The organism is Variovorax robiniae (assembly GCF_037889955.1).
In the GTDB taxonomy this organism is placed as follows: Bacteria; Pseudomonadota; Gammaproteobacteria; order Burkholderiales; family Burkholderiaceae_C; genus Variovorax; species Variovorax robiniae.
Window position 1 is genome coordinate 73245 of record NZ_JBBKZS010000019.1, and the last position, 24230, is coordinate 97474.

Annotated in this window: 22 protein-coding genes; 16 read left to right on the forward strand and 6 right to left on the reverse strand. The window is 66.3% G+C overall.

The window, feature by feature from the left end:
* Positions 1-18: 18 nt before the first annotated feature.
* Positions 19-543 (forward strand): phosphoribosyltransferase, encoded by a 525-nt coding sequence (locus tag WKW79_RS29425; protein WP_340338780.1) that lies wholly within the window; start codon positions 19-21, stop codon positions 541-543.
* Positions 544-693: 150 nt separating this feature from the next.
* On the opposite strand, the gene WKW79_RS29430 is transcribed toward WKW79_RS29425, so the two are convergent.
* The gene (locus WKW79_RS29430; protein ID WP_340338781.1) at positions 694-1137 is read right to left on the reverse strand and encodes a VOC family protein; all 444 of its coding nucleotides are present in this window, start codon (positions 1135-1137) and stop codon (positions 694-696) included.
* Positions 1138-1320: 183 nt separating this feature from the next.
* On the opposite strand from WKW79_RS29430, the gene WKW79_RS29435 reads away from it, so the two are divergent.
* The 3 genes from WKW79_RS29435 (at position 1321) to WKW79_RS29445 (ending at position 3960) form a co-directional block, all read left to right on the forward strand.
* Entirely contained in the window at positions 1321-2442 is a 1122-nt protein-coding gene (locus tag WKW79_RS29435; RefSeq protein ID WP_340338782.1) for a glycerol dehydrogenase, read from the forward strand.
* A gap of 18 nt (positions 2443-2460) precedes the next feature.
* On the forward strand, positions 2461-3666 hold the full coding sequence (locus WKW79_RS29440; protein WP_340338783.1) for a PLP-dependent transferase: 1206 nt from the start codon (positions 2461-2463) through the stop codon (positions 3664-3666).
* A 90-nt stretch (positions 3667-3756) separates the two neighbouring features.
* Positions 3757-3960, forward strand: a complete 204-nt coding sequence (locus WKW79_RS29445; protein WP_340338784.1) for a hypothetical protein — start codon at positions 3757-3759, stop codon at positions 3958-3960.
* Positions 3961-4041: 81 nt separating this feature from the next.
* Here WKW79_RS29445 and WKW79_RS29450 read toward each other — a convergent pair whose 3' ends face one another.
* Positions 4042-4635 carry an arylesterase gene (locus WKW79_RS29450; RefSeq protein WP_340338819.1) on the reverse strand — a complete coding sequence of 198 codons (594 nt, stop codon included), beginning with the start codon at positions 4633-4635 and terminating at the stop codon, positions 4042-4044.
* Positions 4636-4697: 62 nt separating this feature from the next.
* Here WKW79_RS29450 and WKW79_RS29455 point away from each other — a divergent pair, with 62 nt between their 5' ends.
* Together WKW79_RS29455 and WKW79_RS29460 are read left to right on the forward strand one after the other, a co-directional pair.
* A complete protein-coding gene (locus WKW79_RS29455) occupies positions 4698-5387 on the forward strand; it encodes an ABC transporter ATP-binding protein (protein ID WP_340338785.1) in 690 nt (229 codons plus the stop codon).
* 14 nt (positions 5388-5401) lie between these two features.
* On the forward strand, positions 5402-5770 hold the full coding sequence (locus WKW79_RS29460; protein WP_340338786.1) for a ribosomal protein L7/L12: 369 nt from the start codon (positions 5402-5404) through the stop codon (positions 5768-5770).
* A gap of 10 nt (positions 5771-5780) precedes the next feature.
* Here WKW79_RS29460 and WKW79_RS29465 read toward each other — a convergent pair whose 3' ends face one another.
* Positions 5781-6683: a LysR family transcriptional regulator gene (locus WKW79_RS29465; RefSeq protein ID WP_340338787.1), complete on the reverse strand. Its 903-nt coding sequence runs from the start codon at positions 6681-6683 to the stop codon at positions 5781-5783.
* Between the two features lie 130 nt (positions 6684-6813).
* Between WKW79_RS29465 and WKW79_RS29470 the strand changes: the two genes are divergently transcribed.
* From WKW79_RS29470 to WKW79_RS29490, 5 genes are read left to right on the forward strand one after another with little or no spacing between them, the layout of a single operon-like run.
* Entirely contained in the window at positions 6814-7899 is a 1086-nt protein-coding gene (locus WKW79_RS29470) for an amidohydrolase family protein (protein WP_340338788.1), read from the forward strand.
* On the forward strand, positions 7896-8807 hold the full coding sequence (locus WKW79_RS29475; protein WP_340338789.1) for a VOC family protein: 912 nt from the start codon (positions 7896-7898) through the stop codon (positions 8805-8807). Before WKW79_RS29470 ends, WKW79_RS29475 begins: the two co-directional genes overlap by 4 nt.
* Positions 8804-9667 carry a fumarylacetoacetate hydrolase family protein gene (locus WKW79_RS29480; RefSeq protein ID WP_340338790.1) on the forward strand — a complete coding sequence of 288 codons (864 nt, stop codon included), beginning with the start codon at positions 8804-8806 and terminating at the stop codon, positions 9665-9667. The genes WKW79_RS29475 and WKW79_RS29480 overlap by 4 nt, the downstream gene beginning before the upstream one ends.
* 4 nt (positions 9668-9671) lie before the next feature.
* Complete coding sequence (locus tag WKW79_RS29485; protein ID WP_340338791.1) at positions 9672-11255, forward strand: bifunctional 3-(3-hydroxy-phenyl)propionate/3-hydroxycinnamic acid hydroxylase; 1584 nt, start codon at positions 9672-9674, stop codon at positions 11253-11255.
* Positions 11255-12232, forward strand: coding sequence for a Bug family tripartite tricarboxylate transporter substrate binding protein (locus WKW79_RS29490; RefSeq protein WP_340338792.1), 978 nt, complete (start codon positions 11255-11257; stop codon positions 12230-12232). Before WKW79_RS29485 ends, WKW79_RS29490 begins: the two co-directional genes overlap by 1 nt.
* Positions 12233-12294: 62 nt before the next feature.
* Here WKW79_RS29490 and WKW79_RS29495 read toward each other — a convergent pair whose 3' ends face one another.
* Genes WKW79_RS29495 through WKW79_RS29505 form a run of 3 tightly spaced genes read right to left on the reverse strand, consistent with a single transcriptional unit; the run spans position 12295 to position 15457 of the window.
* Complete coding sequence (locus tag WKW79_RS29495; RefSeq protein ID WP_340338793.1) at positions 12295-12720, reverse strand: GlcG/HbpS family heme-binding protein; 426 nt, start codon at positions 12718-12720, stop codon at positions 12295-12297.
* Entirely contained in the window at positions 12717-14462 is a 1746-nt protein-coding gene (locus WKW79_RS29500) for a thiamine pyrophosphate-binding protein (RefSeq protein WP_340338794.1), read from the reverse strand. The genes WKW79_RS29495 and WKW79_RS29500 overlap by 4 nt, the downstream gene beginning before the upstream one ends.
* Positions 14463-14467: 5 nt before the next feature.
* The gene (locus WKW79_RS29505) at positions 14468-15457 is read right to left on the reverse strand and encodes a Bug family tripartite tricarboxylate transporter substrate binding protein (RefSeq protein WP_340338795.1); all 990 of its coding nucleotides are present in this window, start codon (positions 15455-15457) and stop codon (positions 14468-14470) included.
* A 111-nt stretch (positions 15458-15568) separates the two neighbouring features.
* Here WKW79_RS29505 and WKW79_RS29510 point away from each other — a divergent pair, with 111 nt between their 5' ends.
* The 5 genes from WKW79_RS29510 (at position 15569) to WKW79_RS29530 (ending at position 24188) form a co-directional block, all read left to right on the forward strand.
* Positions 15569-16537, forward strand: coding sequence for a helix-turn-helix domain-containing protein (locus WKW79_RS29510; RefSeq protein ID WP_340338796.1), 969 nt, complete (start codon positions 15569-15571; stop codon positions 16535-16537).
* Positions 16534-17517 carry a hypothetical protein gene (locus tag WKW79_RS29515; protein ID WP_340338797.1) on the forward strand — a complete coding sequence of 328 codons (984 nt, stop codon included), beginning with the start codon at positions 16534-16536 and terminating at the stop codon, positions 17515-17517. Before WKW79_RS29510 ends, WKW79_RS29515 begins: the two co-directional genes overlap by 4 nt.
* Before the next feature lie 48 nt (positions 17518-17565).
* Complete coding sequence (rlmB, locus tag WKW79_RS29520; protein WP_340338798.1) at positions 17566-18315, forward strand: 23S rRNA (guanosine(2251)-2'-O)-methyltransferase RlmB; 750 nt, start codon at positions 17566-17568, stop codon at positions 18313-18315.
* 21 nt (positions 18316-18336) lie between these two features.
* On the forward strand, positions 18337-18654 hold the full coding sequence (locus WKW79_RS29525; protein ID WP_340338799.1) for a hypothetical protein: 318 nt from the start codon (positions 18337-18339) through the stop codon (positions 18652-18654).
* A gap of 647 nt (positions 18655-19301) precedes the next feature.
* Entirely contained in the window at positions 19302-24188 is a 4887-nt protein-coding gene (locus WKW79_RS29530) for an SdrD B-like domain-containing protein (protein ID WP_340338800.1), read from the forward strand.
* Positions 24189-24230 lie beyond the last annotated feature (42 nt).

Here is a 24230-nt window from a genome sequence, read left to right on the forward strand (position 1 = left end):
CAAATCAGGAGCCAACCCATGTTGACGGAAGACGGCAAGCATCTCTACGTGAGCTATGACGAGTACCACAATCTGATCGAGAAGCTCGCGATCAAGGTGCATCAGTCGGGATGGGAGTTCGACACTATCCTGTGCCTGGCGCGTGGCGGCATGCGCCCCGGCGACGTGCTTTCGCGCATCTTCGACAAGCCGCTGGCCATCATGTCGACCAGTTCCTACCGCGCCGACGCTGGCACGGTGCAGGGCCACCTCGACATCGCCCGCTACATCACCACGCCCAAGGGCGAGATCGCCGGCAAGGTGCTGCTGGTGGACGACCTGGCCGACTCGGGCCACACGCTGCATGCGGTGGTCGACATGCTTCGCAACCGCTATGCGCCGATCACCGAACTGCGCAGTGCGGTGATCTGGACCAAGGCATTGTCGACTTTCGAGCCGGATTACTCCGTTGAATTCCTCGCGACCAATCCCTGGATTCATCAGCCCTTCGAAGGCTATGACGGCATGGGTGCGGACAAGCTGATCGAGAAGTGGTCGGTCTGATTCATATCAGTTTTCCACCACGCGACCCGCGAAGCCTGAAACAGGTCGAGTAATGCCTGTTCGTGGGCACCCGCGGAACCGGCTTTGCCGGGCCGCCGGGTGCGCCCCCTTGAGGGGGAGCGCCGCAGGCGCATTCGGGGGTGGGTCAATTCAGGTAGCCATCATGGCGGTGTAGCGCCGCTGCATTTCCTCGGGCGTCACGTCTTCGATGTTGTGCCCGATGCTCCATCGGTGGCCAAACGGGTCGTCGAAGCTGCCGGAGCGCTCCCCGTAGAAATGGTCCTGCGGCGCCATCACCAGCGTGGCGCCCGCGGCGATCGCGCGGTCGATCAGCGCGTCCGCGTTGTCCACGTGGAGGTGCATGGCGACGGGGCTCGCGCCGATGGCCTGTGCGCTGTCCATGCCGTATTCGGGATACGCGTCGGACAGCATCAAGGTGGCGCCGTGGCCGAAGTCGATCTCGGCATGGCCGATGCGACCACTGGGCTCGGTGAGCCTGAACTTCTCCTTCACGCCGAAGAGGGCGCAATAGAAGGCGATGGCCGCTGCCGCGTCGTGCACGCGGAGGTAGGGGAAGAGTTCGTGGATGGCCATGACAATGCTCCTTGGGGCGCGTCTGCGCGCGTTGAGTCATTCTGCGCCCTTGCGGGGCCGGGTACGCATCCACAACTGCCGTGAGTCAGGTGCGCCGCTGCAAACCCGCGGTGTCCCGGCCTGTGGATCGATCTAACATCGATCGCAAGACCAGGACCAACAACCAGCGGGGAGGAACGGTGAATGTCGTTCGCCCGGCGCCAGACTCAAGCCCTCATGAACGGCGACACCACCACGCATCTCAGCTTCGGCGCACCCGCGCGCTACATCCAGGGTCCGGGAACCCTGTCCCAACTCCCGCTGTTGCTCGACGAGTTCAAGTCAACGCGCGCCCTGGTCGTGGCCGACGATTTCGTTCGCCAACTCCTGAGTGAGGCGGTGCCGGCGTTGCAGGGCTTGCGTTGGCATGTGTTCGCCGGCGAATGCACCGCGGCCGAGGTGGAGCGCGTGGCGCAAAGCTTCCGCAACGGCGACTGCGACCTCATCGTGGGAGCCGGTGGCGGCAAGTCCATCGACGCTGCAAAGGGTGCGCAGATCGCACTGGACTGCCCGGTGTTCATCGTGCCGACCGTGGCCTCGACCGACGCGCCGACCAGCCGCGTCGCCGTCCTCTACACCGTAGACCATCGCCTCGCCGAAGTGCGCGCCATGCGCGCCAATCCGGATGTGGTGCTGGTCGATACGGCCGTGCTGGCCAGGGCGCCGCGGCGTTTCTTCGTCTCGGGGCTGGGCGATGCGCTGTCGAAGAAGTTCGAGATGGGCCAATGCATGGAAGCCGGCGGGGTCAACTTCTACAAGGGCCGCCAAGGCCAACTGACGAAGCTGATCGGCGAAACCTGCTTCAGCACGCTGATGGCCGATACCGCGGATGCGCTCGCAGCGGTGGAGGCGAAGGCGCCCAATGCTGCTTTCGAGCGGGTGCTGGAGGCCACGATCCTGTTGTCGGGGCTGGCCTTCGAGAACGGAGGGCTGTCGGTGGCGCATTCGCTGACGCGGGGCCTGTCGGCCATTCCCGCGATCCATGGGAGCCTGCATGGCGAAGAAGTGGCCTTCGGGCTGCTGGTGCAATTGCAGCTCGAACGGGACGTGCAGCAGGCCATGCTCGACCAGTTGCGGCCGTACTACCGTATGACCGGCCTGCCGGCCTCGTTGCAGGCCTTGGGCGTGCCGGCGAACGAGCTCGCTGAAGCGGCCATGAAGATCGCAGAGGTCACCGTCGCAACCTCCCCGCACCTGAAGCACTTTTCAAGAACGCTCGGTGCACGTGAATTGGCGGACGCGATCCTTGCCACGTCGCAGGCCTGACCGGGCTAGCATCACGCCATGGCTCACGAACCGATCACCGACCTCATCCACCATCCCTACAAGCCGCCCGCGAAGTTCGCGGCGCCGCAGCCGGGCATCTACAAGGCCTCAACCGTCTTCTTCGCCGATGTCGCTGCGATGCGGGCGCGCGACTGGAAGACCAAGGTGGGCTACACCTACGGCCTGCATGGCACGCCGAGCACCTTCACGCTGGAGGAGCGCCTGGCCACGCTGGAGGGTGGCACGCATTGCCTGCTGGTGTCCAGCGGCCTTGCGGCCATCGCGCTGGTGGCCTTTGCCTTCCTCAAGACCGGCGACGAGGTGCTGCTGCCCGACAACGCCTATGGCCCGAACAAGGCGCTGGCCAACGGCGAACTGGCCAACTTCGGCATCACGCACCGTACCTACGACGCGATGAATCCGGCCGACCTGGCGGCCAAGCTGTCGGACCGCACGAAGCTGGTCTGGGTCGAGGCCGCGGGGTCGGTGACGATGGAGTTCCCGGACCTGCCGGCGCTGGTGGCCCTGTGCCGCGCGCGCGGCGTGATCACCGCACTCGACAACACCTGGGGCGCCGGCCTGGCCTTCGACCCTTTCGACTTCAACGGCACGGGGCAGGGCGTCGACGTGTCGGTGCATGCGCTGACCAAATACCCGAGCGGCGGCGGCGATGTGCTGATGGGCAGCGTGGTCACGCGCGACGACGGTCGACTGCACCAGGCATTGAAGCTCACGCACATGCGCATGGGTTGGGGAGTGGGCGTCGGCGATGTCGAGACGCTGTTGCGCTCGCTGCCGAGCATCGCGATCCGCTACGCCGCCCATGACAAGGCCGCGCGTGCCCTGGCGCACTGGCTGGGTTCGCGCGACGAGATCGCGCAGGTGCTGCATCCGGCCATCGAAGGCTCGCCCGGGCATGACAACTGGCGCGCGCTGTGCGGCGACAGCGACCTGGCCGCCGGCATCTTCTCGGTGGTGTTCGACGAGCGTTTCAGCAGCGAGCAGGTCGATCGTTTTTGTGACGGCTTGAAACTCTTTCGACTGGGCTATTCATGGGGCGGCCCCATCAGCCTGGTCGTGCCCTACGACATCGGCCTGATGCGCGATGCCAGCGTGGCGCGCTGGCCCTACAAGGGCACGCTGGTGCGCTTCTCCGTCGGGCTGGAGGCACTGTCGGACTTGCGGGACGATCTGTCGCAAGCCCTGGAAGGCATGGGTAACTGACCGCCTTTTCGAAGCGTTTTCGCCGGATGAGTTATCGCTTACAGTGGGTGCAGGTATGCCCCGCTTCCGGGGCGCGACATCAGGAGCAACATGGCCGCACCCAACTACGGATACGAGAAGCGCCAGAAGGAACTGGCCAAGAAGAAAAAGAAGGAAGAAAAGCTTCGAGAAAAGGCCATCCGAAAGCTGAGCCCGAGCAGCGAAGGCTTGATGCCCGGTGATCCGGAAACCGACGTGGCCTCGCTCGAGAACGAAGCCCCGACGGTGCCCACGACCCCGACGAAGAACAGCTGAACGGGCCCATCCACCCGGCAAGGAAAAAGCCGCCACCTGCGTCATGCAGGCGGCGGCTTTCTTGTTGGTGGGCAGGGGCGTCTACAGCAGCTTCTTCAACTCCGGCCAGATGTTGTCCAGGATGCGCGGATGCGCCGCGGCGACGGGGTGGATACGGTCGGGCTGGAACATCGTCGCCGCATCCGGGCCATCCGCCACACCCTTGAGCATGAAGGGCACCACCGGCGCCTTGCCTGCCGCGCTGACGTTGGTGAAGACCTTGTTGAAGTTGTTGAGGTACTGCATCCCGTAGTTCGGCGGCACCTGGATGCCGATGATCAGCACCTTGGCGCCCGCCGCCTTCGACGCATCGACCATCGCAGAAAGATTGGCTTGGGTCTGGGTGTAGGGCAGGCCGCGCAGCGCGTCGTTGCCGCCGAGTTCGATGACCACGACGTTCGGCTTGTGCGTCTTGAGAAGGGCGTCGAGGCGCGACTTGCCACCGGCGGTCGTCTCGCCACTGATGCTGGCATTGACGACGTGCGCCGGGATCTTCTCGCTGGCCAGGCGCTTCTCCAGCAAGGCGACCCAGCCTTCGCCGCGCTTGAGTCCGTACTCGGCGCTCAGCGAATCGCCCATGATCAGGATGGTGGGGCCGGCCTGCTGGGCCCATGCGCCCGGCCCCGGAAGGCCCATTGCGAGGGCCAACGTGGCGGCCGGGATAAAGTGTCTGCGATTCAAAACGAGAGCCCTTCCAAATGTCTGTACCCCAATCCGATCCCATCGTGGCGGTCGAGCATGTGTTCAAGTCCGTCACCGACTCGGCCGGCACGCTGGACATTCTGCAGGACATCGACTTCACCCTGGGCGCGAAGGAGACGGCGGCCATCGTCGGCGCCTCGGGCTCGGGCAAGAGCACGCTGCTGTCGATCATCGCCGGCCTCGACACGCCGACGCGCGGCACGGTGAAGCTGGCGGGTGCCGACATCTTCGCCATCGACGAGGACGACCGCGCCGCGCTGCGTGCCCAGAAGGTCGGCTTCGTGTTCCAGAGCTTCCAGTTGCTGGCCAACCTCAGCGCGCTGGAAAACGTGATGCTGCCGCTGGAACTGGCCGACCGCAAGGATGCGCGCAAGGCGGCCACCGAGATGCTCGGCCGTGTCGGCCTGGGACAGCGGCTCGGCCACTATCCCAAGGTGCTGTCCGGCGGGGAGCAGCAGCGCGTGGCGCTGGCCCGCGCCTTTGTCGTGCAGCCGGCGCTGTTGCTGGCCGACGAGCCGACCGGCAGCCTGGACTTCGCGACCGGCGAGCAGGTCATGCAGCTGATGTTCGACCTGAACCGCGAACGCGGCACCACGCTGGTCCTGGTGACGCATGACCGCGGCATCGCGGCCCAGTGCGAGCGGCGCATCACCATCGAGGCCGGGCGCGTCGCGGCCGATTCATAGCAAGGGGTGTCCCCATGTCGAACCTGAACCTGCCGCCTGATGCGATTGCCGCGATCGATCGCGGCGAGTGGATCGATGCCATCAAGCTGGTGCGGGAGCACACCGGTCTGGGGCTCAAGGAGGCGAAGGATGCGGTCGAGCGCTACCGCAACGGCGACCGTTCGCCGCTGGGCGTGGCGGCGGGCACGACGGAGGACTTCGACGAGACCTTTGCGCCGCCGGTCCATCATGTGCCTGTCGAACGCGGCATGCGCAACGTGATGGCGGACCCGATGGCCGAGCCGGGCCGGGTGCGCAGCACCTTCCTCTCGTCGCCGGTGTTCTGGCTGGTGCTGCTGGCCATCGCGGTGATCGCATGGCGGTTTTTCAAGGACGCTGTTTAGCAGCCTGATTTCAAGCGCCGAAGAGCTTGTGCACCCGCCCGCGCAGCCAGATGTTGGCCGCGTCCTTGTGGAAGCGCCGGTGCCAGAACTGATGCACCTCGACCACCGGCGCCTTGAAGGGCGGATCGACGATGCGTATGTCGGCGTGCCGCGCGCAGGCGTTCGCAAGGTCGCGCGGCACTGTCGCGACCAGGTCTGAAGTCTCGATGATGGGCAGCAGGCTCATGAAGTGCGACAGCCCGACCAGCACGCGCCGCTTCAGGCCGCGCCGCTGCAGGAACTGGTCGAGCAGGTGCTCGCGGCCGTCGGGGCTCACCACGGCGTGCGAGGCGGCCAGGTAGGTCTTGAGCGTGAGGCGCTCGCCGATGGCGGGATGTTTTCCGCGCACGATGCACACGTAGTCGTTGCGGAACAGCTTCTGCAGGAAGAAGCCGGCCTTCTGCAGGTCGGGCAGGTAGCCGATGGCGAGTTGTGCCGCGCCGGTTTCCAGCGCCTCCGCCGCGGCCTGGCGCGGCATGGAGAGCGTGCGCAGGTCGCAATGCGGCGCCTCCTGCGCGAAGCAGGCGAGGATCTTCGGCAGGAAGTGCACCTCAGCGATGTCCGGCGTGACCAGGGTGAAGAGCTTGCTGTCGCGCAGCGGGTCGAAGTCCGGCGCGGGCAGGATCTCGGCCTTGACCGTGTCGATCACGCGCCTCACCGCGCCCTCGAGTTCGGCCGCGCGCGGGGTGGGCTGCATGCCGGCGCCGGTCTTCACGAACAGGGCGTCGTTGAACAGCAGGCGCAGGCGCGCGACGGCGGCGCTCATCGCCGGCTGGCTCAGCCCGATGGACTCCGCGGCGCGGGTCACGCTGCGGTGTTCCGACATGGCGTGGAAGGCCACGAGCAGGTTGAGGTCGACTTGCCGGATATCCATGGCGTGGATTTTATGTATATGTCCAATCCACTTCATCAATGCACGGTGCCTGCCTAGACTCCAGCCCCACAAGCCCGCCGGCCGGATCGCCGGGCGCCAGGAGACAACATGGACCGAAGGACTTCACGGGATGCGCCGCATGGTTGAGGACGCGCCGCAGCGGCTGCGCTGCGCCTGTGGCATCGACGTGCATGCGCACATGGTGCCGGCGGAATTCCCGGCCTACCTCGGCCGCAAGATGCCGGCGCAATGGCCTTCGACCGTCGCTGCGCCGGATGCCGGCGGCCTCTGCCACCGGCACGTGATGATCGCCGGCAAGAACTACCGGACCGTCTCGGAGAAGTGCTGGAGCGTGACGCGCCGCCTGGCCGACCTGCCGGAGATGGGCCTGGCGCACCAGGCGATCTCGCCCATGCCCGAGTTGCTGTCGTACTGGATGGAGGCGGCCGATGCGCAACAGTTGCTGCGCTACCTCAACGAGCAGATCGCGTCGATGGTTACCGAGAGCGGTGGCACCCTGATCGGCATGGGCGCGGTGCCGCTGCAGGACATCGATGCGGCGATCGTGGAGCTTCGCTACGTCATCGAGACTCTGGGTTTCGCGGGCGTGGAGATCGGCAGCAACGTGAACGGCGTGCCGATCGGTGACCCGCGCTTCGATCCCTTCTTCGAAGCCTGCGAGGCGCTCGATGCGGCGGTGTTCGTGCATGCGCTCAAGCCGACCGGCATGGACCGGCTGGTCGGGCCGGCGCCGCTGGAGCAGGTGCTGGGCTATCCGACCGATGTCGGCCTGGCTGCCGCATCGGTGATCACCGGCAACCTGATGCTTCGGCGGTCGCGGCTGCGCATCGCCTTCAGCCACGGCGGCGGCACGCTGGCGATGCTTCTGCCGCGCCTGCAGCAGGGATGGGGCGTGTTCCCGGCGTTGAAGGAGCAGGTGCAGGCCTCGCCGATCGAGCAGGCACGGCAACTGTTCTTCGACACCCTGGTGTTCGATGCGCCGACGCTGGCGCACCTGGTCGCCACGTTCGGCCCGACGCAGTTGATGGTCGGCACCGACTACCCGTTCAACTTCCACGAGCGCGCGCCGCTCGCGCGCATCGAGGCGGCCGGACTGGGCGCCGACGCGGCGGCACTGTTGACCGACGGCAACGCACGCCGCTTCCTGGCACGCGCCTTCGCGGCATCGACCCCATCATCGAAGGAGAGGGCATGAGTTCACCCTGGATCAGCGGCCTGCGCAGCGTGGCCCTCAACGTGGCCGACCTGGCGCGCGCCGAGGCGTTCTACACCGAGGTGTGGCACCTCGACGTGGCCGAGCGCCATGATGATGCGTTGTATCTGCGCGGCACCGGCGCCGACCATCATCTGTTGTCCTTGCACCGTGACGAAGGACCCTGCGCGATCCGCCATGTGACCTTGCGCGCACGCAGCGCCGAGGCATTGCAATCCGTGGCCGAAGCGGCGGTGCGCGCTGGCGGCCGGGCCGTGCAAGCGATTGCACCGCTTGGAGCGCCTGGCGGTGGCACTGGGCTGATGATCCGCGACCCGCATGGCCGGCTGCTGCAAATCGTGCATGGCGATGCGCAACATGCGGACGCGCATGAGGCAAAGGACAGGCCATCACGCCTCGCCCACGTCGTGCTCAACACCCATGACGTCCCTGCCACGCAAGCCTTCTTCGAACAGGCGCTGGGCTTCCGGCTCGCCGACCGCACGCGCATCATGGCCTTCCTCAACTGCAACAGCGATCACCACAGCGTGGCGCTCGGCGACACCGACAACGATGCGCTGAACCACATCGCATTCGTCATGCCCGACCTCGAGTCGGTGATGCGCGGCGGCGGGCGCATGAAGGACGCGGGCCATGCCATCGAATGGGGCCCGGGTCGCCATGGTCCCGGCGACAACGCCTTCAACTATTTCATCGGCCCCTTCGGCGAGGTCATCGAGTACACGGCCGAGGTCGAGCAGATCGACGACAGCTACGTGGCCGGCGGCCCCGCCGACTGGACCTGGCCGCCCGGCCGGGTCGACCAGTGGGGCATCTCCCAGCCGCCCTCGGCGCGCCTCAAGGAAGCGCAGCGACAGGTTTTCTTCATCCCGACACCGGAGCATTCATGAGATTCACCACCTTCCTGAAAGACGATCACGCGCGCCTTGGCGTGGTCGACGGCGACCAGGTCATCGACCTGAATGCGGCGCAGCCGCAGGTGCCGGACAGCCTTCGCGCGGCGCTCGCTGCGGGTGTCGACCTGGCCGCCGCCGCGAAGGCGGCCATCGCTTCCGATGCACCACGCCAGCCGCTCGCATCAACGAAGCTCGCACCGCTGGTCCCGGAGCCCGGCAAGATCATCTGCCTCGGCCTCAACTACTTCGACCATGCGAAGGAAGGCGGTCGCGAGAAGCCCGAGTACCCGTGGTTCTTCTTCCGCGGCGCCACCTCTCTGGTCGCGCACGGCGCGCCGGGCATCCTGCCGAAGGTCTCGGGCAAGTTCGACTACGAGGCGGAGCTGGCGCTGGTGATCGGCCAGCGCGTGCCGCGCCATGTGTCGCAGGACGACGCGCCGGGCTACGTCTTTGGCTACACCTGCTTCAATGACATGTCGGTGCGCGACTACCAGAAGCGCACGCCGCAGTGGACGATCGGCAAGAACTTCGACGGCACCGGCGGCTTCGGCCCGGTGCTGGTCACGGCCGATGAACTGCCGCCCGCGGCGACCGGCCTGAAGATCCAGGGCCGCCTCAACGGCGAGGTCATGCAGGACGCCAACACCACCGACATGATCTGGGGCGTGGCGGAGACCATCTCGCTGCTCAGCGACGTGCTGACGCTGGAGCCCGGAGACGTGATCGTGATGGGCACGCCGGCCGGCGTCGGCCAGGCGCGCACGCCGCCGGTGTGGATGAAGGCGGGCGACACCTACGAGGTGGACATCGAGCGCATCGGCACGCTGGTGAACAAGATCGTCGCCGAGGGCTGAGCCCATGGATGCAGCAGTGCAACGCGATGCCGTCTTCGACGTCGCGGTGGTCGGCTTCGGCCCGTCGGGCGCGGTGGCTGCGGGCCTGCTCGCGGGCATGGGCCTTCGCGTGTGGGTGTGCGACCGGTCGCGCGAGGTGTACGACAAGCCGCGCGCGGTGGCCATCGACCACGAGATCCTGCGGGTGTTCCAGCAACTGGGCGTCGTGGATGCGGTGATGCCGCATGTCGAGCCCTTCACGCCGTCGGAGTACTTCGGTGTGGACGGCCAACTCATCAAGCGGCTCACGATGGTCGAGCCGCCGTATCCACTGGGCTACACGCCCTCGAACGTGTTCACACAGCCGCCGGTCGAGGCGGCGTTGCGGGCGCATGTGCAGTCGCTGGCGCTGGCAACTGTTGCGCTCGGCACGGAGGTGACCGGGCTCTCGCAGGACGCCGATGCCGTGACCTTGCAGTGGCGGCGTGATGACGGTGATGTGGGCCGCACGCGCGCCCGCTACGTCGTGGCATGCGACGGCGCTTCGAGCTTCGTGCGCGAGCAGGTGGGCATTGCGCTGGAGGACCTGAGCTTCGATGAACCTTGGCTGGTGGTCGATGTGCTGGCCAACGACCGCGGGATGGCGAAGCTGCCAACGACCAGCGTGCAGTATTGCGAGCCCGAGCGGCCCTGCACGATGGTGATAGGCCCGGGAAATCATCGGCGCTGGGAAATCTCGCTGAAGCCCGGCGAAGACCCGCAGAAGGTCATCGAGCCCGCCGAGACCTGGAAGCTGCTGTCGCGCTGGCTCACGCCGGACGAGGGCACGCTGTGGCGACAGGCCAGCTACCGCTTCCATGCGCTGGTGGCGGACACGTGGCGCAAGGGCCGCGTGTTTGTCGCGGGCGATGCGGCGCACCAGCAGCCACCGTTCCTCGGTCAGGGCATGTGCCAGGGCGTGCGCGACGTGGCCAATCTCGCCTGGAAGCTGAAGGCAGTGTGCGACGGTGAAGTGACCGGTGCCGCGGCGGGATCGCTGCTCGACAGCTACGGCGTCGAGCGCAAGCGGCATGTGGAGCAGCTCACGACGCGCATCAAAGGCATCGGTGCGGTGATCTGCGAACGTGACGTGGCAAAGGCGCGTGAACGTGACGCGCGCATGCTCGCCGAATGTGGCGGCGTGGTGCGTGACATGCCGCGCCAGGATGTGATTCCGGGGCTCGAAGGCGGCCTGGTCTCGCCGGTGGCGCATCCGGCCAATGGCACCCTCTTTCCGCAGCCGTGGATTGCGAAGGGCAGCGACCGCGTGCGACTCGATGCGCTGGGCGGCAACGGCTGGTGGCTGGTGCTGGATGAAGGCTTCGATGGGGTCGACCTGGAACACGCCTTGCCACGCATGACGACCCTGCGCCTGGGCGAGGCATTGCCTGAGATCGAAGGCATCGCCGCAGCATGGTTCCATCGACACAACTGCAGCGCCGCCATCGTCCGGCCCGACCGCTATGTCTATGGCGTGGCCTCGACCGCATCCGAGCTCGCCGCGCAACTCGATGCGCTCGCCGCCCGATTCACCGATCACTCACCCATTCAAACCACGGAGACAACGTGATGATGAACAGAAGAAGCTTCCACCTGACGCTGGCCGCGGCGGCCTGCAGCTCATGGGGCGTGGCGAGCGCGCAGGACCCGTGGCCCTCCAGGCCGATCAAGCTCGTGCTGTCGCAGCCCGCGGGCTCGGGGCCGGACGCCATCGCACGCATGCTGAGCGACGGCCTCGCACAGTCGGTCGGCCAGCCCTTCGTCATCGACAACAAGCCGGGCGGACAGAACGTGATCGGCGCGCAGGCGGTCAAGCAGTCGCCGCCGGATGGCTACACCTTCTACTTTGCGACCACGGCGGCGCTGGTCACCAACAGCTACCTGTTCAAGACCCTGCCCTATGACCCGTTGAAGGATTTCGCGCCCGTAGCGTTCGTCGCGAACAGCCCGTTCGCCTTGCTGGTGGGCGCGGAGTCGCCGATCAAGACGGTGCAGGACCTGGTCGCGCGCAGCAAGGCCGAGCCCGGCAAGCTCTCGCTGGCCAACGAGGGACCGCGCACTTTCGGCGGGATGATCGCGAGGTTGTTCAACGCGCGAGCCAAGGCCGGCGCCAATCTCGTGGCCTACAGTTCCATCGCCACCGGGGTGCAGGACCTGATCGGCGGGCAGGTGGATGCGTTGGTGGCCGACGTGGCATCGACCGGGCAGCTCGTTAAGCAGGGCCGCATGCGCATGCTGGCCGTGACCTCGCCGAAGCGCATCGCGGGGTGGGACAACGTGCCCGCATTGGCCGAGACCTTGCCGGGCTTCGACATGGTCGGCTGGCTGGCCGTGGTTGCGCCAGCCGGCACGCCCGCGCCCATCGTCGCGCGCATGAACGGGGGCATCAACGGCATGCTGGAGAAGCCGGCATTCACCGAGAAGATGCTGGGCATCGGACCGATCGCTGCGCCGCCGCAGACGCCGCAGCAGTTCGATGCCTTCCTGCGCGCGGAGCATCAGCGGCTTGGACAGATTGCGGTCGAGATCGGCTTGTTGCCGGAGTGAGGGTCGCCAATCTCCAGCGGTGATCGAGCGGCCGGCGTGCCGCCCGACCCGTGAAGGAAGTGTCAGCCTGGTACCAGGCCGGCCGCCTTCACGCCCGCAATGCAGATCGCCTCGTCCTCGTCCCCGCTGCCACCGCTCGCGCCCACGGCGCCAAGCACAGCACCGTTAGCATCCTTGATCAGCACCGCGCCTGTCTGCGGCAGGAAGCGGCCGTTCGACGTGGCTGCGAGCGACACGAAGAAGTTCGGGTTGCCCTTGGCGCGCTCGCCGAGTGTGCGGCTCGACACGCCCATGCCGACCGCACCCCAGGCCTTCGCCTGCGCGACGTCGAAGCGGAACATGCTGGCGCCGTCCTCGCGCGCGTAGGCCTTCAGGTTGCCGGATTCGTCGAGCACGGCGACGCCCATGGGCGCATAGCCGGCCTCCTTCGAGGCAGCAAGGGCGCCGCTGATGATCTGGTGAGCCTGGAAGAGGGTGAGTGCGGTCATGGCTTGTGAGGAGGAGTGGAGGCGGTGATTGTCGGCCGAGTGAGCGCTTCGAAGCCGAAGCGGTTCATGGCGCCGAAGGCCGGGCCGGCGGGATGCGGAACGAAGCGAGTGTGGCAGTCCAGCACCGCGGGCAGGCCCGAGGCCAGCGCACGCGCCATTGCCGGCGCCACGTCCTCTGCACGTTTCACGGTTTCGCCGAAGCAGCCGAAGCCGCGCGCGATGGCGGCGTAGTCTGTGTCCGAGAGGCTGGTGCCCAGCTCGAAGTCGAGTTGCATCTTCTGGCCCTGCCGAATGATTCCCCATGCCGCGTTGTTGTGCACGATGGTGAGCACCGGCAGCTTGTTGCGCCGCGCGCTGTCGAGTTCGTTGAGAGTGAAGCCGAAGGAACCGTCGCCGGTGATGTGGACGACGGGGCGGCCGGGGTGCTGCAACTGCAAGGACATGGCGCAGGGCAGGCCGAAGCCCAGGTGGCTCATGCCGGGCTCATGGAAGCGCGTTCGCACGTCGCGAACCGGTGTGAAGTCGTTGCTCCAGAAGGTCGTGTGGCCGCCGTCGTAGATCGCGAGCGCGTTCGCGGGAAGGGCATCGGCGATGGCCTTGGCCAGCGCGGCGGGGTGCATGACCTCGGTCGTTTCGGCGGCCATCGCCGCGAGCCTGGCTTCGTAGCTGGCCCGCACCTCGCGGATGCTGTGCAGCCAGCTGGCATCGGTTGCAGTGGGCGTGTCGAGCGTAGCCAGCAGGTCGTCCAGTGCCTGCCTGGCATCCGCCTGCATCGCCACTTCGTGCAGTGCCGGATGACCGAGCGCAGACGGGTCGATGTTGATGTTGATGCTGCGGTGATGCCGGCGCGCGAAGGGGCCGCGGTCGTCCCACATCCAGGACGAGTAGCGGCAACCGACGCTCAGGATCACGTCGGCTCCGTCGAAGGCCGCGCGCACCGCATCGCCCGCGATCAGCCCGCCGTGGCCGATGAAATTCGGGCTGTCGCTCGCCACCGCGCCGAGCGCCATCTGCGTCGGCACCACGGGTGCGCCAAGGCGGCGCGCGATCTCGCGCAAGGGCCCTGCCGCACCGCTTGTGATGACCCCGCCACCCGCGACGACCAGCGGGCGCTTGGCCTCGCGCAGCAGTTGCACCGCTGCATCGACCGTCGCCGCAGCCGGTCGTGGCCCGACCGTGAGCCGATACCGCGATGGGGGGAGATCGAACTCGTCATCGGCGAATTCCGCAACCGCCGACAGAACGTCCTGCGGCACATCCAGATGCACCGGCCCCGGCCGGCCCGACAGCGCCTCGCGAAACGCCCGCCGCGCCAGTTCCGGCATGCGGCGCGGGTCGTGCACGACGGCGTTCCATTTGGTGATTGGCGCGAGCACGGCGCGCGTTTCCAGGTCCATGAACATGCCGCTGTGCGGATAGGCCGCGGCGCGATGCTGGTTGGTGGTGACGGCCAGCAGCGGCAGGTTGTTGTTGAAGGCGCCGCCCATGCCGGCGGCCAGGTTCAATCCGCCCGGGCCCATCTCGCCGAGGGCCACCGCCATGCGGCCGGAGCCGGCATGCATCGCCGCGGCCATCATCGGCGCGGTCGATTCATGCCGCACGCCGACGAAGCGCACCGCCTCCTGCTGCGACAACGCATGCATCAGCGGCGCCAGCTTGCCGCCGACGATGCCGAAGGCGAAGGGCACCTGCTCGGCCTGCAACACGCGCACCAGGGCCTGGGCGCCAGTCAGTCGGATCACTTGGGTCAATCCTCCGCGGTGAAGCCGGTGGCGCGCACGATCGGGCCCCAGCGCTCGTAGTCGGCTTTCACGCGTCGCGCGAACTCCTCGGGTGACTGGTGCACCGGCTCCAGTCCGTAGGTGGCAAGTTGCGCGACGAATGCGGGGTCCTGCAACGCCTCCCGCACCAACGTGTTGAGTTGCTGCACCGTGGCCGCGGGCGTCTTCGCGGGCAGGAACCAGCCCAGCCATTCCTGCACCGCAATGTCCTTGTAGCCCTGCTCCATCAGCGTAGGAACCTCGGGCAGGAAGATCGAGCGCTGGGCGCTGGTGATGCCCAGCGAGCGCAGCTTGCCCGCCTTGATGTGCGGCATGACCTCGCCGATCACGTTGAAGCTGACCGGCACCTGGCCGCCCATCACGTCGTTGAGCAGCGGTGCGCCACCGCGATAGGCCACCGCGGTCATCTCGATGCCGGCCGCCTTCTGCAGCATCATCCCGGCGAAGTGCAGCGCGGAGCCGGAGGCCGGCACACCGTAGTTGGCGAGCTTGGGGTTGGCCTTGGCCCATGCCACGTACTCGGCCACGGTCTTGATCTCCGCCGGCAGGCCGGGTCCGGCGGTGAAGGAGAAGGCATAGGTCACGGTCGAACACACCGGCGCGAAGTCGGCCAGCGGGTCGTAGCTGAGCTTCTTGTAGGTGTGCGGATAGAGCACCATCGGCGAACTCGGTATCTGCAGGATCGTCAAGCCGTCGGGTGCGGCCCGCTTGACGTACTCGACCGCGATGCGCCCGCCGGCGCCGGTGCGGCTTTCCACGACGAGGGTGTTGGCGTAATGGCCGCGCAGTTTCTCGGCGACCGGCCGCGCCACGTTGTCGCCCATGCCGCCCGCCGGAAAGCCCGAGACGATGGCGGCGGTGCCGTTGAGTTGCGCCTGTGCCAGCCGCTGCAGCCCGAGGCTTGCCAGCGCCGACAGCCCGGCGCTGCGCAACATGAGTTCGCGTCGATTCCACATGGTCTTGACTCCTGTCCTTGGTCTGCGTCGATTCTGCGGAGGCATGGGCACAAGCGCCATGGACGAAGGGGTCGGCGGCATGTAGATTTCCGGCATCCTGATCGACCCACGATGCGCGCCGCACCCCTTCTCGTCGTTCCGTTCCGCGAGGTCCGCCACTTCAAGCCGGAAGACAGCCTGCACTTCGAGGCCATCCGCGTACGGGCCAGCCAGCATGGATGGACGATTCCGGCACATCGTCATGAAGGACTGCACCAGTTCCAGCTGCTGACCGAAGGCGCGATGGTGGGCATGCTCGATGGCGAGCGGCACGTGCTGAAGGCACCGGCCGCGGTCATGGTGGCGCCGGGCGTGGTGCACAGCTTCGTCTACGACCCCGACAGCGTGGGGTCGCAGGTCACGGTGCCGAGCGAGGCGCTCGCGGCGCTGAGTGCGCATTCCCCTGCGATGGCGCAGCGCCTTGCAAGAAAGCTCGTGCTCGATGCCGCCGCGCTGGCCTCCGGCCTTGACGACTGCATGCAGCGCTTCGCCATGCTCGGCGACGAGTTCCTGGCGCAACGTGCCGGCCGGGCGGAGGCCTTGCAATCGCACGTCACCTTGCTGGCGCTGTGGTTCCTGCGCCACCAGGATGCGACCACGGGCACGGGCCGCCTGCGCGCCTTGCGGGACACACTGGTCCAGCGCTATCGCGGCCTGGCCGAGATCCACTTTGCCGAACACCGGCCTCTGGGTTTCTATGCTGCGGCACTGGGCGTGACGCCCGACCACCTGAGCCGCGTGTGCCGGGCGACGACCAGTTCCAGCGCGCTCGAACTGCTGCATGAACGCATCGCACTCGAGGCCAAGCGGATGCTCGCGCATGCGGATGTGAGCGTGGCCGACGTGGCGGCGCGGCTTGGCTTTGACGACGTGGGCTACTTCAGCCGCTTCTTCAAGGGGGCCACGGGGAGCGCACCTTCGGTGTATCGCGAGGCACTGGCCGCCGGGATCGCCGCGGCACCACGCAATTCCGTGCAAACCCAGGCGGACGCATCCGATGGGCGGGCGAGCAGAGCAACAACAGGGAGCTTCAACGGATGATCATTCCGGCATATTGGGCAGAAGGGCGCATCCAGCAGCAGGTCGACGGCAAGCAGGTTACGGTGAGGCGCTTCGGCTGGTCCGATGACAGCGCCGCAGCGGCGCAGGCGCATGCCGACGCGCGCACGCTGGCCGCATTCGAGCGCATTGCCTCGGGCGAGAAGCTGGCGCGGCGCGAGCGCAAGGTGGCCTACAACGGCGCCGACGGCATGCCGATCCGCGAGGAGATCGTGCAGCGCGCCGGCGACGCGGTGATCACGCGCAACAGCTATGGCGCGCTGTGCCTCAATACGCCCGACGTGTTGTTCCTCGACATCGACTTCGAGTCGCAGAAGGTCGACAGCGGGGCGATCGAGTTCGCGCTGGGGCCGGCGTTGGTCGGGGGCCTGCTGGCCGGCTGGTCCGCCGGGTCATGGATTGCCGGCGTGATCGCGGCGGTGGTGGTGTTTGCGGTGGCGCTGCGCATCGGCAAGCAGCGAAAGCAGGGCGATGCCAGTGCCATCAACCCCGGACCCGAAAAGCGGGCCAAGGCGCGCATCGCGCGCTTCATGCAGCAGCATGCCGACTGGCACTTGCGCATCTACCGAACGCCAGCGGGATTCCGTCTGCTGGCGATGCATGCCGTCTTCGATCCGGCGAGCGCGGCGGTGTCGGATTGCTTCAAGCAATTGGGCGTCGACAAGGTCTATGCGCGCATGTGCCAGAACCAGGGGTGCTTTCGGGCGCGCCTGTCGGCGAAGCCCTGGCGCATCGGCATCGCGGATCACTTGCGGCCGCGGCCGGGCGTTTGGCCGGTGGCTGCGGAGCGCTTGCCAATGCGCGAAGCCTGGGTCGCGCGCTACGACGCCATTGCGCGCGACCACGCGGCTTGCCGCTTCCTCGAGGCCGTCGGCAGCGCCACGGTGCACCCCGCCGCGCAGCGTGTACAGGAAGTCCACGATGACCTGAGCCGAGCCGCGAGCGGCCTGCCCATCGCCTGAAGGATGGCGGATGGAGGGCACTGCGGATCTGGCATCGATAATCCCCGCATGTCTTCCCCCAAAGTAATTTTCGGCTTCCATGCCGTGGGCGTGCGTATCAAGACCGCGCCGGCATCGGTGCTGGAGGTGCTGTTCGATGCCAGCCGTCGCGATGCGCGCATGAAAACCTTCATCGCGCGGGCTCAGGAATCCGGCGTCCGGCTGGTCGAGGCGGATGCGCTGCGCATTGCCAAGCTGGCCGGCAGCCATGGGCACCAGGGCGTTGCCGCACGCGTCTCGCCGATGCAGCAGAGCCATTCGATCGACGAACTGCTGGAAGGCCTCGAAGCCGCCGGCACCGTGCCCTTGCTGCTGGTGCTCGATGGCGTGACCGACCCTCACAACCTCGGCGCCTGCCTGCGGGTGGCGGACGGTGCGGGGGCCCATGCGGTGATCGCGCCCAAGGACCATGCGGCCGGCATCAATGCCACCGTGGCCAAGGTGGCGAGCGGCGCGGCCGACACGGTGCCGTACTTCATGGTCACCAACCTGGCGCGCACGTTGAACGAACTGAAGGAGCGCAACATCTGGTGCGTGGGCACCAGCGACGATGCCTCGGGTACGCTCTACCAGTGCGACCTGAAGCGTCCGCTGGCGCTGGTGCTGGGGGCCGAGGGCGAAGGTATGCGACAGTTGACGCGCAAGACCTGCGACGAGTTGATCAGCATCCCGATGGCGGGTGCGGTAGAAAGCTTGAATGTGTCCGTGGCCAGCGGCGTGTGCCTCTACGAGGCCATGCGGCAGCGCCAACCCACCTGAACCTGGAAAGAGGAGCAAGCCATGGAGAACAGGCACGAAGATCTCGATGTTTCCGCGAAGCTGGTCTTCGACGTCAATCTCGCGCTTTACCTGGACCTCGTGGCGGTGCTCGAAAGATCGGGCGTGGTCACCTACCGCCAGATGGCAGCGCGCGTGCTCAACATCAGCATGGACGCACGCGACGACGGCGACAACAACCTCGCGAGCGCGCTCGAAGGCATCGCCAAGGGCTTTGCGAACCAGGAAGAGGGCTTGTCGATCGGCCTGCTCAAGGCGGCACATGGCGTGCGCAACGACGAGGCCATGGGCGATATTCCATTGGCGCCCGACCAAGGCTGAAATCCTGCATCAATTCGGAATTCAACCGCGATTTCCGGCGCAGTCTCAATTCAATTCGAACGAAATAGCGCACTTCAACGTGGCGTTGGATGTTTCGTGCCTGCGCCGATTCGCCCATCGGCCATTGGATTGGCGCGTTCTTGATACAGGCGTGCGCCGGCTATCGACTTTCAGGTCGGCGAACTGACGAACGGGGGAGTCGAGCAGGCCGGACGGACGGGCCAAAGGTCCAGCGCAAGGTCTTTTTTGGCGATTGCCACTACCGTGAACTGCGCAGAATGTGAATTAACAGTCACTCTGCGCCGAATTGTTGGCAAAACCCCAACTTTGCATTTGCGTACCTTCGATCTAAGTCGATTGACCGCACGGAAAAATAGGACTTTCTGTTTAACATCCCAGCCAATTCACCCGATCAGGTGAATTGGATTGGCAGGGGGATGCGAGAACAACATGGCGACGCACGATTGAAGGGCGATCGCCGGAGACCGTCAGCTCGGGCGACCTGCGTGGTTGCGCGCGGGCGGGCCCGTGGCCGCGGTGCACATGTCCCCTTACTTGTCCCGAATGCCGGCGCGTGAGCCGGTCGAAGCTTGGCTTCGATCGTGCGCATGCGGTGGTTCCGTAATCTTTGACAAGGATCGCTCGACATGGCAACCGCCTACTTTCAATCACCCATCGTCATTACCAAGCCGGCCCTCCCCGGGAATGACAGCTACTACGATGTACTGTTCAATGCCGCCTCGCCGCTGGGCCCGGCGGGCACCGTGGCCGACGCCTGGTGCATCCAGCCCTTTGTGCCGCTGGACTACGACAACGGCTACGTCTATTCGGGCTTCGGCTATCCGGGCTTCGAAGTGGCAGCCGACAACGGCTTCACGCAGCAAGGCGCCATCAACTGGCTGCTCAACTACTACCGCAGCGGCACCTCGGGCTACTCGGCCCAGTCGGTGCAGGAGACCATCTGGCAACTGGTGACCGGGGACTACACGATCCCCAACGGCCTGGCCGATCTTGCCAAGAGCCACAATGACTTCGTGGCCGATGTCGGCCAGATCATCGCCGTGGTCATCGACCCGGTGAAAACCGACCAGGTCCACGACCAGAACCTCATCGTCGAGACCAAGGCCGCCAAGCTGGGTGACCGCGTCTGGGTCGACAGCAACGCCAACGGCATCCAGGACGCGGGCGAGGCGGGCATCTCGGGCGTCACCGTGCAACTCGTGCGCGACGTCAATGGCGACGGCCAGTTCATCGGCTCCAGCGAGATCCTGAACACCACCACCACCGATGCCAACGGCAACTACAGCTTCAAGGGACTGACACCGGGCCTGGGCTACCAGGTTCGCTTCATGACGCCGACGGGCTACGACGCGACCAGCCCGCGCCAGGTGGATGGCAATGCCGCCTCGGGCAACAACAGCGATGGCCTGGTATCCGACGTCATCAAGCTCACGGCCGGCGAGTACAACGCGACGGTGGACTCGGGCTTCTACAAGTACGCCAGCATCGGTGATCGTGTCTGGACCGACACCAACGGCAATGGCATCCAGGATGCTGGTGAAGCGGGCAAGGCGGGTGTGACTGTTCAGGTTTACACGGCTGTCAACGGTGCTCCCGGCACGCTCGTCGGAACGCAGACGACGGATGCCAACGGTGGCTACAACTTCACGGGCCTGAAGCCGGGCGACTACATCGTCAAGTTCACGAGCGCGGACGGCACCACGCTGACCACGGCCAACGTAGGCAACGATGCGACGGACTCCGATGCGGCTGCCAACGGCCTGACCGGTGTCTACACGCTGACGTCCGGTGAAGTCAACACGACGGTGGACGCCGGCTTCAAGCCGCTGGCCACCGCCGCTATCGGCGATCGCGTCTGGATCGACGCCAACGCCAACGGCTTGCAGGACGCAGGCGAGGCCGGCCTGGGCGGCGTGACCGTCACTCTCTACAGGTGGAATGGAACCGCCAACGTCGTGATCGGCACCCAGACCACCGACGCCAATGGCAACTACCTGTTCGACAACCTGCCCGCGGGCAACGACTACTGGGTCAAGTTCAACAATCCCGCGGGCTACGTGGTCACCGCGCCCTACGCCGGTCCGGCCAACATCGACAGCAACATCGACCAATGGGGCTACACCGCCGGCGCGTTCAACCTGGCCACGGGTGAGAAGAACCTGACGATCGACGCGGGCTACTACAAGACGGCCAGCATTGGCGATCGTGTGTGGACCGACACCAACGGCAACGGCATCCAGGACGCGGGCGAAGCGGGCAAGGCGGGCGTGACCGTTCAGGTCTACACGGCTGTCAATGGCGCCCCCGGCACGCTGGTCGGCACGCAGACGACCGACGCCAACGGTGGCTACAACTTCACGGGCCTGAAGCCGGGCGACTACATCGTCAAGTTCACGAGCGCGGACGGCACCGCGCTGACCACGGCCAACGTGGGCAACGATGCGACGGACTCCGATGCCGGCGCCAACGGCCTCACGGGTGTCTACACGCTGACGTCCGGTGAGGTCAACACGACGGTGGACGCCGGCTTCAAGCCACTGGCCACCGCTGCGGTGGGTGACCGCGTCTGGATCGATGCCAAAGCCAACGGCTTGCAGGATGCAGGTGAAGCGGGCCTGGGTGGCGTGACGGTCAAGCTGTACCAGTGGGATGGGGCGAACACCAATACCCTGATCGCCACGCAGACCACCGACGCCAACGGCAACTACCTGTTCGACAACCTGCCCGCTGGCAGCAACTACTTCGTCACGTTCACCACGCCCGCCGGCTATGTGATCACCACGCAGTACGCGGGCCCCGCCAACATCGACAGCAGCATCGACTCGTGGGGCTACACGCCCGGGTTCAATCTGGCCACGGGCGAGAAGAACCTGACGGTCGACGCGGGCTACTACAAGACGGCCAGCATCGGTGACCGGGTCTGGACCGACGCCAACGGCAATGGCGTCCAGGACGCTGGCGAGGCTGGCAAGGCCGGTGTCACCGTCCAGTTGTACACGGCCGTCAATGGCGCGCCGGGCACGCTGGTCGGCACGCAGACCACGGATGCGAATGGCAACTACGGTTTCGCAGGCCTGAAGCCGGGCGACTACATGGTCAAGTTCATCTCGAGCGACGGCACCGTGCTCAGCACGGCCAACGTCGGCACCAACGATGCGCTGGACTCCGACGCAGCCACCAACGGCTTCACTGGCGTCTACACGCTGACTTCCGGCCAGGCCAACACGACGGTGGATGCGGGCTTCCACAAGACCGCCAGCCTGGGTGATCGTGTGTGGAACGACACCAATCGCAACGGCCTCCAGGACGCAGGCGAAACCGGCAAGGCCGGCGTCGGCCTGAAGCTCTACACGGTCGGCGCCGATGGCTTCGCGGGCACAGCCGATGACGTCTACACCGGCAAGTCGACCGTCACCGATGCCAATGGCAACTACAAGTTCACGGGCCTGGAAGCGGGAACGTACACGGTCATGGTCACGGGCGAGGGCATCAACCCGGCAACGGAGGACTTCTCGCGTCCCGATGCCGGCGTGCCTGTCAACAGCAACGACACGATCGACTCCGACCTGATCCGCAACACGACCGCGCGCAACACCGGCTTCACCAATGCGGTCACGCTGGCCACTGGCGAGGACAACACCTCGGTGGACATCGGCGTGATCGCACGCCAGGGCAGCATCGGCGACCGCGTTTGGCTCGATGCCAACGGCAACGGCATCCAGGATGCGGGTGAGGGCGGCGTTGCGGGCATCACGGTGATGCTCAAGACCGCTGGTCCGGATGGTGTCTTTGGCACCGGCGACGAGTGGGAATTGCGTCAAGTCACGGGCGCCGATGGCAAGTACCTGTTCACCGGCCTGGAAGCTGGCAACTATCGGGTCTGGTTCAGCAACCCGGGTGGCGACTACGTGTTCACGAAGGCCGACCAGGGCGGCAACGACGCGCTCGACAGCGATGTGTCTTCCAACGGACGCGCGATTGCGGCAACCCGCCTGGCCGCAGGCCAGGACATCACCGATGTGGATGCGGGCCTGACCCTCAGGGCCGCGCCGAACAGCGGCACCGCCAGCCTGGGTGATCGTGTCTGGCTCGACACCAACAACAACGGCATCCAGGACGCCGGTGAAGTTGGCAAGGCCGGGGTGGTCGTCAAGCTGATCGACGCTGCGCGCTACAACGGGGCGTTGAACACGCTCGACGGCAACGACCCCTTCGAGACCGCAGTCATCGCCACCACGACGACCGATGCCAACGGCAATTACAAGTTCACCGGCCTTGCGGCAGGCCAGTACATGGTTCGCTTCATGGCGGTTGATGGCTACGAATGGTCGGGTCAGGACAAGGGCGCCAACGACGCCGTGGATTCGGATGCCAACATCTACACCGGCATCACCAACGTCATCACCCTGGGCACGGGAGAAAACAACTCGACCATCGATGCGGGCCTGCATGCCTCCGTCAAGGGTGCGGTCGGTGACAAGGTGTTCTGGGACTACAACCACGACAACCTGCAGGAAGCCGGTGGCCCGGGCTACGGCAACGTGCGCGTGTCGCTGCAGGACGCCAGCGGGCAGACCGTGGCTTCGATGATCACGGACATCGATGGCCTGTATCGCTTCAACAACCTGGACGCCGGCACCTACCGCGTCATGTTCGAAAAGGATTACTGGTTCTTCTCGCAGCAGGACGTCGGCAACAACGATGCGATCGACTCGGATGCCTACAGCACGACCGACGTGGCGTACACCACGTACTTCACGCTGAACCAGGGCGAAGTCAACCTGACCTGGGACGAAGGCATCACGCCGATCGTGCTGGACCTGGACGGCAATGGCATCCACACCGTCAGCCGCGTCGACGCGCAAGGCACCTTCGACCTGTTCGGCAACGGCACGGCTGTGAAGTCGGGCTGGATCTCGGCGGGCGATGCATTCCTGACGGTGGACAGCAACCACAACGGCAAGATCGACAGCGTGTCGGAAATGTTCGGCGGCACGGCCAAGGGTGCAGGCTTCGCCAAGCTGGCCAGCTACGACAGCAATGGCGACGGCGTGGTGGATGCGAAGGACGCGCACTTCAACGACCTGACCGTCTGGCGCGACGCCAACGGCAACCACGTGACCGATGCGGGCGAGTTGATGACGCTGGCGCAGGCCGGTGTCGAAAGCCTCAAGGTCGCGCATACCGAGGTGCCGGAGATCGATGCGCAGGGCAACCTGCACCTGGAGCGCAGCAGCGCGACGCTGGCGGGCGGCCACGAAGTCGACATGACCGACGTGTACTTCGCGGTGTCGGGCGCCGATGCCAAGGCGGCCGGTGTGTCGGGCCTGAGCATGGCCGACCTGCTGGGTGACGGATCGCTGGACGGCGTGGTCGGCAACGTGGGTTCGACCCGCGATGTCGCAGCCAATCATGCGGAGGCCGCGACGGACGTCAGCGATGCGGCCGAGTTGTTGCGCAAGCTGGTCGCAGCCACGCAGCAAGGTGCGGACGGGCATGTCGCATCGGCTTGAGTGAACCCATGACCGGCGGGGCCGCGAGCCCCTGACCCTGTC

Coding starts and splice junctions, on each gene's coding strand:
- WKW79_RS29450 (WP_340338819.1), bottom strand. CDS start 4,635: ATGGGCCTTCCGGGGCCGGGCGCATGGGCCCAGCAGGCCGGCCCCACC.
- WKW79_RS29425 (WP_340338780.1), top strand. CDS start 19: ATGTTGACGGAAGACGGCAAGCATCTCTACGTGAGCTATGACGAGTAC.
- WKW79_RS29440 (WP_340338783.1), top strand. CDS start 2,461: ATGGCTCACGAACCGATCACCGACCTCATCCACCATCCCTACAAGCCG.
- WKW79_RS29485 (WP_340338791.1), top strand. CDS start 9,672: ATGGATGCAGCAGTGCAACGCGATGCCGTCTTCGACGTCGCGGTGGTC.
- WKW79_RS29460 (WP_340338786.1), top strand. CDS start 5,402: ATGTCGAACCTGAACCTGCCGCCTGATGCGATTGCCGCGATCGATCGC.
- WKW79_RS29510 (WP_340338796.1), top strand. CDS start 15,569: ATGCGCGCCGCACCCCTTCTCGTCGTTCCGTTCCGCGAGGTCCGCCAC.
- WKW79_RS29530 (WP_340338800.1), top strand. CDS start 19,302: ATGGCAACCGCCTACTTTCAATCACCCATCGTCATTACCAAGCCGGCC.
- WKW79_RS29480 (WP_340338790.1), top strand. CDS start 8,804: ATGAGATTCACCACCTTCCTGAAAGACGATCACGCGCGCCTTGGCGTG.
- WKW79_RS29455 (WP_340338785.1), top strand. CDS start 4,698: ATGTCTGTACCCCAATCCGATCCCATCGTGGCGGTCGAGCATGTGTTC.
- WKW79_RS29515 (WP_340338797.1), top strand. CDS start 16,534: ATGATCATTCCGGCATATTGGGCAGAAGGGCGCATCCAGCAGCAGGTC.
- rlmB (WP_340338798.1), top strand. CDS start 17,566: ATGTCTTCCCCCAAAGTAATTTTCGGCTTCCATGCCGTGGGCGTGCGT.
- WKW79_RS29435 (WP_340338782.1), top strand. CDS start 1,321: ATGTCGTTCGCCCGGCGCCAGACTCAAGCCCTCATGAACGGCGACACC.
- WKW79_RS29490 (WP_340338792.1), top strand. CDS start 11,255: ATGATGAACAGAAGAAGCTTCCACCTGACGCTGGCCGCGGCGGCCTGC.
- WKW79_RS29470 (WP_340338788.1), top strand. CDS start 6,814: ATGCGCCGCATGGTTGAGGACGCGCCGCAGCGGCTGCGCTGCGCCTGT.
- WKW79_RS29475 (WP_340338789.1), top strand. CDS start 7,896: ATGAGTTCACCCTGGATCAGCGGCCTGCGCAGCGTGGCCCTCAACGTG.
- WKW79_RS29505 (WP_340338795.1), bottom strand. CDS start 15,457: ATGTGGAATCGACGCGAACTCATGTTGCGCAGCGCCGGGCTGTCGGCG.
- WKW79_RS29430 (WP_340338781.1), bottom strand. CDS start 1,137: ATGGCCATCCACGAACTCTTCCCCTACCTCCGCGTGCACGACGCGGCA.
- WKW79_RS29445 (WP_340338784.1), top strand. CDS start 3,757: ATGGCCGCACCCAACTACGGATACGAGAAGCGCCAGAAGGAACTGGCC.
- WKW79_RS29495 (WP_340338793.1), bottom strand. CDS start 12,720: ATGACCGCACTCACCCTCTTCCAGGCTCACCAGATCATCAGCGGCGCC.
- WKW79_RS29465 (WP_340338787.1), bottom strand. CDS start 6,683: ATGGATATCCGGCAAGTCGACCTCAACCTGCTCGTGGCCTTCCACGCC.
- WKW79_RS29525 (WP_340338799.1), top strand. CDS start 18,337: ATGGAGAACAGGCACGAAGATCTCGATGTTTCCGCGAAGCTGGTCTTC.